5 protein-coding genes are annotated in these 8,263 nt (G+C 32.7%); all 5 read left to right on the top strand.

Annotation, left to right across the window (positions count from 1 at the left end):
- Window positions 1–232 precede the first annotated feature (232 nt).
- Window positions 233–4,432 (top strand): C39 family peptidase, encoded by a 4,200-nt coding sequence (locus tag V7014_RS25915; protein WP_335511795.1) that lies wholly within the window; start codon window positions 233–235, stop codon window positions 4,430–4,432.
- A 221-nt stretch (window positions 4,433–4,653) separates the two neighbouring features.
- Window positions 4,654–5,502 (top strand): pentapeptide repeat-containing protein, encoded by an 849-nt coding sequence (locus V7014_RS25920; RefSeq protein ID WP_335511797.1) that lies wholly within the window; start codon window positions 4,654–4,656, stop codon window positions 5,500–5,502.
- Window positions 5,503–5,596: 94 nt separating this feature from the next.
- Complete coding sequence (locus V7014_RS25925) at window positions 5,597–6,313, top strand: class I SAM-dependent methyltransferase (RefSeq protein ID WP_335511799.1); 717 nt, start codon at window positions 5,597–5,599, stop codon at window positions 6,311–6,313.
- A 297-nt stretch (window positions 6,314–6,610) separates the two neighbouring features.
- Window positions 6,611–7,558, top strand: coding sequence for a mannose-6-phosphate isomerase, class I (gene manA / locus V7014_RS25930; protein WP_335511803.1), 948 nt, complete (start codon window positions 6,611–6,613; stop codon window positions 7,556–7,558).
- A 49-nt stretch (window positions 7,559–7,607) separates the two neighbouring features.
- On the top strand, window positions 7,608–8,263 hold a 656-nt coding region (locus V7014_RS25935), incomplete at its 3' end, for a MurR/RpiR family transcriptional regulator (protein WP_335511801.1).

Raw genomic sequence — 8,263 nt, forward strand, 5'->3', positions numbered from 1 at the left:
GACTTATTAGACAGCCCCCCTTTTTTGTATATCAAAGTATATAGGATTCACATGAGACTACTTAAAAGATAGTTCTTTTAGGGAGTTTTTTTGTTATTTTTAGATTTAAAGGTATATCATGATATATACTTATTGAAACAAGAAAAAAGGGTAATAACTCGAAAGATGGCAATAAATAATTTGGGGAATTTTATAGAAACCTTGAAAAGAGTACGCTCTAGGAGATGAATGGATGAATTTAGACCAAATGAGGGATCATTTCAGTCATGCTGATTATAATGCTGCACTTGATGAAGTTCTCAACCTTGTAAATAAAATAAAAAAAATAAATAAATTATCATATTTAAAGATGATTCTCCAAGAGCTAAAGGATGAGCAAACATTTTATATGTTCATTCGTATTTTGGACTATGGATTGATGTATCAATACAGTAATTTTTTGGCTCATATTGCATATAAACAACATCAATCATTATGGACTCTTTCATGGAATGTAGATGATTACATTGAAAATGGTAAAACATTAGAAATGGCTCAACTGTTAGGAAGTCGCATTGAGGCTGGTGAATTGGCACAGTATCCTAAAGAAATTGGCGAAAAGATTAATTTCACATATGTTCAAGTATTAATTGAATTAAAACGATTTAATGAAGTAGAAGAAATGTTGAAAAGGATGCAAGCGCAAAATGAATCGTCGATTGATGATAAGTGGGGATATTATTTTCTTGAAATAGGTGAGCGTGAGAAAGCAAAGCAATCTTTTTTACAAGGACGTAGCCATTCGGAGTATGGACATAAATGTTACGCTATGTTATCCCATATTGATGCATTAGATGGTAACCATGAATCGGGTTTTGCATTTTTGGAAGAAGGGTTAGCGACATTTGGTAATGTTCCAAATTTGTTGTTGGAGCGTATTCGTCGCTTGCGTGATTTACGTTGTTCTGAAGATATGCATACCGATATTGAACAGTTGGAAAATCGGATTCCTGATTCCTTTTATAGTCCTTACCTATCCAAGTTAAAAGCTGATTATTTCTATGATAAGAGTGAATATGACGCGTTGGATGCTGTACTTGCCAAGGAAAAAAGTTTAAATGCTCTTCCATATCATTCTGTTAAAGAGGAAGGAAATAAAAATCGCTTACATTTAAATCCTGTTATACAGAAGAGTAATTACTGCGTTCCAGCTAGCTTATCAATGATTCTTCGACTATATGGAGATTATAAACATCAAGATGAAATCGCTGATTGTATTTTTGATAAAGTCGGGAGTAAATTATCGACAACTGTCTCATACTGGGAAAGTATTGGCTATTCCTGCAACTATGTAACCGCTAATTTAGTAACATTAAAGCAATGTATAGACAATGGTATGCCAATTTTGCTTAGCGTGAATGTGGGATTGTTCTCTCATGTACAAATCGTAACCGGCTATGATGATCGCCTAGGAGTTGTGTATATTCAAGATGCAAATACCTTTGAAAGCTTGCTAATTTCATATGAAGAATATAATGATACCTACTGTATAACAAACTATTTAGGAATAGTAGGCGTGCCACAAGCACATTCTGAAAAACTACAAATTTTAGATTTAGAAGATGATATTTATTATCGTTGGTTATTCGAGTACTTAGAGTTACTTGAAAAAGATGAAAACGAATATTTAAAAGAACTCATTACTTTCCTAGATAAACATTGGAATCATGATTATACTAAATTATTCATCATTAAACATTTACATGATGATGCAGTTAAGGAAATATTTAATACTGCCGTAAAGGAAATTGAGGAAGTAACGCCAGTAAATGAAACAGTGAGTATGCACATTGCAAATGGTTTTTTAAACTTTGGAGATGTTGAAGAGGCTAAGCCTTTCATTCAGCGTGTGAAGAAACAGCGTATGAATGGTTTTTATCATTTTTTAAAGGGGCGTATTGCCTATGAAGAAGATCATTATGATGAAAGTATTCAACACTTTAAATGGTCGTTAAAAGCCGATGCTGACGATGCATTAACTTGGAGCTATTTAGCAGTATCGTATTTATTCAATCAAGAATTACAACCAGCCTTAGAAACTTCAATGGTGGCTTATGAAAGTCAACATGATGATTTATTTATCATTTTAAATCATTGCAAAGTACTAATGGCGAATAACTTATATGAAGAAGCTTTACAAGTACTTATTTTGAATCCACAAATTCAAGATGATTATGCTTATAAGTTTTATACTTTAGCAAAAATATATCAGGGGCTTAGTCAATTGGATAATGCAATTGCTAGTGTTCGTAAGGCAATTGATCTCGATCCTCAATTTACAAATGCGCACTTACTGTTAGCGAATCTCCTAGATGAGGAGAAGAACGATCAAGTTGAAACTGAAAAAGTGTTACTTGAGGGTATTGAACAAGCTGACGAAAAACAAGAATTAATTATTCGATTAGGTCAATTTTATCTAGATCAACAGCAATATGAAAAAGCTCGTCAACAATTTCAAACTTGTATTATACAATTTTCAGATTATGCCTTTGGTTATGTGAAATATGCAGATACGTTAGTAGATATGGGTATGAAAGATGAAGCACATAAATTCTTTGAGCAATATCATCATAAATTTCAAGATGATATAGAGTATTTAATAAACGCGGGAATATCGTTTCTTTATAATTGTGAAGATGAACAGACTATGGAGAAAGGAATAACTTTTCTCGAACAAGGCATTGAATTTATAGAGAACAATTGGATGGAACCATTGAATTTATATGCTAAAACGATATCTGAAAATAAATTATTTGATCGTGGGATTGCTTTTTTAACGAAAATGATTGATAAAAAAGATTCTTTAGCTTTTGCTTTTCAAACGTATAAAGGAATGCTTCTCGATGATCTACGTGATCATAATGGGATTCTATTAATGAAGGAAGCTTTTGAAATGAAGTCACATGTGTTTACAGCATATCAATTAGGTGAAGCTCATTATAGTCGAGGAGAATTAGAAGAGGCAAAAGAAAACTTTGCATATTGCTTAGAGCAAAATAGTCAAGATGTCCGTTATTTATTCAGATTGATTGAAATCGCTCAGTTGGAAGAAGATGAACAAATCGAAAAGAAATGTTATCAAAAACTATTTGAAATCGATTTCTCGGTTATTGATTTTGAGAGATTTTTTCAATTGCTAAATCAAAAGGAAATTGAAGAATATATTGCGAAGCTGTCAAAAGATGAAATGACAACGGGGGGAATTGAAAGACTTGATTGCTTAGCTTATGCATATGGAGCGTTAGGTGATTTCAAAAGAGAACTAGAAATACTTCAGCAGGCGATGCAAATAGAACCTACTAACAATGCGATTATTACTCATCGAATAGAAGTTGAGATGAGAGAGAAAAATTGGATCGAAGCCCAAAAGATGGCTTTAACTGCTATTGAAGCGGGTGATTTTTATGAGCCATTGTATGTACAACTAGCGGAAATATATTACCAATTAGGTAAGTATCTTTCACTAGAAGACACCATAAAAAGTGGCTCTCTTTCAACTGAAGATCAAGCTAAAGCATTAACTTTATTGGCTAATTATCTTTACAGTCAAATAGTTGATGAAGAATTTGATGAGATAGAAGAACATTCTATATTCAAGAGAATGATAAAAAAAGTATCAAATAAGTCTTCTAAGATTATGAAAATTGGAGGCATTATTTCTCTTTTTGAAGAAGCGATATCACTTTCTCCTACCTATATTCCTGCTTATCTTGATTTGGCAAGATTTTATGAAGAAACGGATTTACCTGAAGATGGTGTGAAGGTTTTAAAGAATTGTTTGAAGTACAATGAATCGTATGACGTTATGCATCTGTTAGCAATGTTACATTTACATGTAGCCGATGATTCATACCGTGAAGATAAACATTTAAATCTAGCGATTGAAGTGTTTGAAGAAATAAGAGAAAAGTATCCACATGAATTAGACAGCGCATTTGCTTTAGTAGAAATGTATGTAAATCGCAAGGAATTTGAGAAAGCCCATCATTTAGTAGATCAGTTATTACAGGAAAACCGGGATTTCATACCGATTAGAATTTTAAGGGCGGACATCCTTAATCGAGAAGAGAAATATGAAGAAAGCATTCAAATGTTAGAGCAGATTCCACTAACAGAAGAATATAAACACGGTATAAATATGGAATTATTAAAGGCTTATGTAGGCGCGGAAAACGTAATTTCAGCAGTAAAAGTATTTAATAATATAATCCTGGAAAACCCAGAGAATAACGAAGCCAAATATTATGGTGCCATTGCTTATACCTTGAAAGGTAAGCTTGAATTAGCGATGGAGTTATTAACTGAAGTTCTAAATGGTGAAGATGGAGAGTATTTCACTTATTTGGCGGTAAATAATAAAGTTTTGCATGAATTATTAGTAGAAATGAATTAATGCACAAAATGGTTGCTTATTTAGCAACCATTTTTGGTTAAGTTGCTTTTTATTACAGGATAAGAATAAGAGGTGTAAGTGCGTATTAGGAATTAGAGTTTGTACGATGGTTGAAAGAAATAACTCAACTTTAGTAGAGCGTGTTGAATGTAGATTTAAGGTAGTTTGTAAAGTAATATATAAAATGCAAGCAATATTTTACATAGAAGGAAGTGTGAACATTGTCTAATGTACCGGTCACAGATGACTATACTCGAGGTAACTTAACTGCCAATTGTGAAAATTGTTTTGGTTTGTGCTGTGTAGCATTACCTTTTGCTAAATCAGCGGATTTTGCGTTCGATAAAGACGGAGGTACTCCATGTAGAAATTTACAATCAAACTATCTATGTGGTATTCATAAAAACCTTCGAAAAAAAGGATTTAGAGGTTGTACTGCTTTTGATTGTTTTGGCGCAGGCCAAAAGGTATCACAAGTTACGTATAAAGCAAATGATTGGAGAAATAATGCAGATTTTGCAAAAGAAATGTTCGGCGTATTTCCGATTATGCACCAACTTCACGAAATGCTTTGGTATTTAAATGAAGCGCTAAGTCTCAAAGTTGCTCAATCCTTACATAGTGAGCTGCTCGCTAGTCTAAACGATAGTGAACAGCTTACTAGACTAAACCCGGAATCCATTCTGAAAATTAATATTTCAGAGCAAAGGGCAAAAGTGAATCATTTACTTCTTCGTACAAGTGAACTAGTACGAGCACAAGTGCCTAACCAAAAGAAGCAGAAAAAACATCATCGAGGAAGTGACTTTATAGGGGCAAAGTTAAAAGGAGCGGACTTAAGAGGAGCTAATTTGAGAGGGGCATTATTTATTGCTGCTGACCTTAGGGACGCGGATCTACGAATGGCTGATTTGATTGGTGCAGACTTAAGAGATACGGATTTAAGTGGAGCAAATTTAACAGGAAGCATTTTTCTCACCCAAGCACAAATAAATGCGGCTAAAGGCAATCAATATACAAAACTACCATCAGCTTTAGATATACCTAATCATTGGAGAGAAGAAGGGTAAAAGACTGTTGAATATATTGAGAAATCATAATATTACATTTTTAGTTTGGAAATAATTTTTATTATAAAAATATTAGAAAAAAAGAGGTGATCACATGAATAATAAAGTCGAAGAAGCTTATAATCAACTTGCTAATGATTATGAAGAAAATGTAGATATGAGTAGCCCTTTTAATACTGAATATGAAAGACCTGCCATGATGAATTTGTTACCTCTGAATTTAGATACTATGAGGATACTTGATGCGGGATGCGCTGCAGGGTGGTATACGAATCAATTTGTAATGCGAGGAGCGGATGTGATTGCAACTGATTTAAGTCCTGAAATGGTCGCAGCTACAAAGAGGAGAATTGGAGATAAAGCAAAAGTTTTTTGTTTGAATCTTGAAGAAGAACTACCTTTTGAAGATGATTCATTTGATGTCATTGTAAGTTCCTTAGTTCTTCATTATATAAAGGATTGGAGGCAACCATTAAGTGAGTTTCAAAGAATATTAAAACATAATGGAAAATTGATTTTTTCGGTACATCATCCATTTATGGATTTCAAATTGTCCAAGAATGGCGATTACTTTCATACGGAATTCATCTTAGATCAATGGGAAAGGAAAGGGAAAATAATTGAAGTACCATTTTACCGACGATCTTTAAGTGAAATATTTAATACTACCCTTGAATATTTTTCACTCGATAGAGTTATTGAGCCCCAGCCTACAGATGAATTTAAAAAAATAAATCCAGAAAAGTATAATTGGCTAATGAAGAATCCTCATTTTTTAATTATTAATGCTATAAATGATAAATTGGAGTAACTTGCTTTGTAAATGAAATAGTTTGTACTGATTTGAAGCCTCAAAAACCAATAAACTAAACATAATTAGAATACATGCTGGTATGTGTAACCGATTTTTCTAAGAATACTAATTTCATCAATGTCTTTATATAATTTTGATTCTTTTATAGAAAAAGAGTATTCTTGGTAGTGAGAAAAATTATAACTACTAGAACTCATTTTATAACTGATATTGAAAGAGGAATTACTCTTCTACGAGTGATTCCTTGAAGATATTTTAGTATAGTCGATTTGAGTTCGATTTTAGGAGGGAACGATTTTGCAACCATTATTTTTACAACCAGTATTTAAAGAACGTATTTGGGGAGGCACCACACTACAAAAGGAATTTGGATATCACATTCCAACAGATAATACAGGTGAATGTTGGGCTATTTCAGCTCACTCAAACGGCCCTTCAATTATTGAAAATGGACCGTACACAGGAATGCGGTTAGACGAATTATGGCATGAATCTCCAGAACTTTTTGGAAGCCCTAAAGAAGAAGTTTTTCCATTATTAACGAAAATACTAGATGCAAATATGGATTTATCTGTTCAAGTTCATCCAGATGATTTATATGCAATGAAGAATGAAAATGGTGAACTTGGTAAAACAGAATGCTGGTATATTATCGATTGTAAAGAAGGAGCAGAAATAATTTTTGGTCATAATGCTGTTACAAAAGAAGAGTTAAAAGAGCAGATTAGAGATGGGAAATGGGATGAACTCCTCAGCAGAGTGAAAATCAAGCCCGGAGATTTTTTTTATGTTCCAAGTGGTACAATCCATGCATTATGTGAAGGTACACTGGTTTTAGAAACACAACAAAGTTCCGATACAACCTATCGAGTATATGATTATTACCGTAGGGATAAGGATGGAAAATTACGCGATCTCCATTTAGAAAAAGCAATTGACGTAACTACCGTACCTTGTCACCATGTTTTTAGTAAAGTTAAGGTTGAGAATTGGAAAAATGCTACGATTACTACTTTTGTAAAGTCGGAGTTTTTTTCGGTTTATAAATGGGATATTAACGGAAAAACTAGTTTTCTATTTAAGAATCAATATTTACTATTAAGTGTAATAAAGGGAGAGGGTTCCCTTATATGTGATAAAATTCGATATGGGTTGAAAAAGGGTATGCACCTTATTATACCTGTTGGGTTGGGAGAATTTGAAGTAGATGGAGAATGTGAAATAATTGTTTCGCATACGTAATATATGGGGTAACTGATAGTAAATTATTATATGAAATGAGTGAAAAAAGATGAATACAGTACTTAAGAGAATTAATGAAAGTTTTAATCGTTTATCACCTTCACATAAAATAATTGCTAGTTATATTCTAGAAAACCATGAACAGGTAGCGAATATGACTGCAAGGGATTTAGCGAAATGTACACTAAGTGTACCAAGTTCCATTATTTCATTTTCGAAAAAATTAGGCTATAAAGGATTTAATGAACTAAAATTTAGTTATGTTAATGATGAACAAAATATTCAAACGATTGATAATGGAATTATTCAATCTATCATGAAAGCGGAGAGGGTTACTAATACATCAACATTCATGGAAGCGGTAAATTTATTAATTGAAGCCCCGAAGATTTTTATTATTGCGTTCCAAATGTCACAAATACCAGCAAAAGATTTTTATTTTAGAATGCGTAAAATTGAACCTTCTAAAATGATTTTCTTTGAATCATTTGCAGACCAAGCTCGCATGGCTTCTTTAATGGAAGACAATGATGTTGTATTAATAGTCTCAAATAGTGGGGAATCAGATGAAATTTTGCAAATTGAACGAGAGCTTAAGAAGAAAAAATGTAAACAAATTCTAGTAACGAATGGAATTAACAGCTCTTTATCTAAGTATTCAACTATTGAATTAAGTATAGGGTGTTTGGAAGAAGACCCTTTATT

The organism is Bacillus sp. JJ722, from assembly GCF_036963345.1.
Lineage (GTDB): Bacteria > Bacillota > Bacilli > Bacillales > DSM-1321 > Bacillus_AD.

What these genes read in the sequence shown, in the direction of transcription:
- V7014_RS25915 (WP_335511795.1), top strand. Translation starts at nt 233, where the DNA reads ATGAATTTAGACCAAATGAGGGATCATTTCAGTCATGCTGATTATAAT.
- V7014_RS25925 (WP_335511799.1), top strand. Translation starts at nt 5,597, where the DNA reads ATGAATAATAAAGTCGAAGAAGCTTATAATCAACTTGCTAATGATTAT.